General features: G+C 54.7%; 1 protein-coding gene. It reads right to left on the reverse strand.

The features are described from left to right. Positions 1–95: 95 nt before the first annotated feature. On the reverse strand, positions 96–905 hold the full coding sequence (locus tag ACR0AO_RS25460) for an NAD-dependent epimerase/dehydratase family protein (protein WP_480609838.1): 810 nt from the start codon (positions 903–905) through the stop codon (positions 96–98). Positions 906–1,026 lie beyond the last annotated feature (121 nt).

Here is a 1,026-nt window from a genome sequence, read left to right on the forward strand (position 1 = left end):
TAGTCTCTGGGCTGAATATACCGCGGAACTAGCAGCCTAACGGTCGTTCAACCGACCCATCGCAATCGGTCAAAAATAACTTGGCGATACCTACTTTACCAATCCGGAAAACGCGTCGCGAAAAAACTCGGGAGCCGGCCTGTAAACAGCCGCTTCAGAGCGGACCTAAAGGCAATGCTCGCTGTTATTTTCGCAGCGCTTCCATCCTTCGGAGAATAGCCAATCACTTGCCGTGTTTCGGTAATATCCCAACGCATTCCAGGGTTGTCAGACATCAGGTTCAGGGCTGCGAAGGAAATATCCTTGGCATCTATTGCGGCGCGTATTCCGCTTAGAAAGTCCCGATCACTCAACCACATTTCCTGACCCCACCGGCCCATCGCCATGTGTGTGCCGGGTTGGTTGTCGTGAGTCCATTGTGTCCAGCCGATGCGCAAGCAGATGACCGACAGTCCGTGATGCTCGGCGAAGTAGGCCCCTGTCCGTTCACAGAACAGCTTTGACACGCCGTAGGCGTTTACTGGACCTGGTGGTGTCGTGCTGTTGAGAACGTCGTGCGTGAACCTTTTGTCGCCGTGGACCCAGTTGGAGCTGGCAAGAACTACCCGGCTGACGCCCATGGCTGCCGCATGGTGATAGAGTGAAAGCGTTGCATCCATATTGTGTTTGATCGCGGAGGCCCAGGTGGCGGAGGGCTCTCGGTCACCAGCTAGATGCACGATAACGTCCACTCCCTTAAGCAAACTGACCCAACTGCTGGCGTCGGACAGGTCTGCGGTGTGAATGTCGGGATGATCAACGGGGCGAATGTCGATGCCAGAAACGATGTAGTCGGGGTCGCTTTCTAGCGCGTCGAAAAGTTTGCGGCCTAGGTGCCCGCCAGCGCCTGTAATCAAGACATGCATGACAGGAACTCCTTGTTGTTCATGAGTCCCAATGGTATCGCCAAGTTATTTTTGACCGATTGCGATGGGTCGGTTGAACGACCGTTAGGCTGCTAGTTCCGCGGTATATTCAGCCCAGAGA

This window comes from Ruegeria sp. AF8 (assembly GCF_056541825.1).

What these genes read in the sequence shown, in the direction of transcription:
- ACR0AO_RS25460 (WP_480609838.1), bottom strand. Translation starts at nt 905, where the DNA reads ATGCATGTCTTGATTACAGGCGCTGGCGGGCACCTAGGCCGCAAACTT.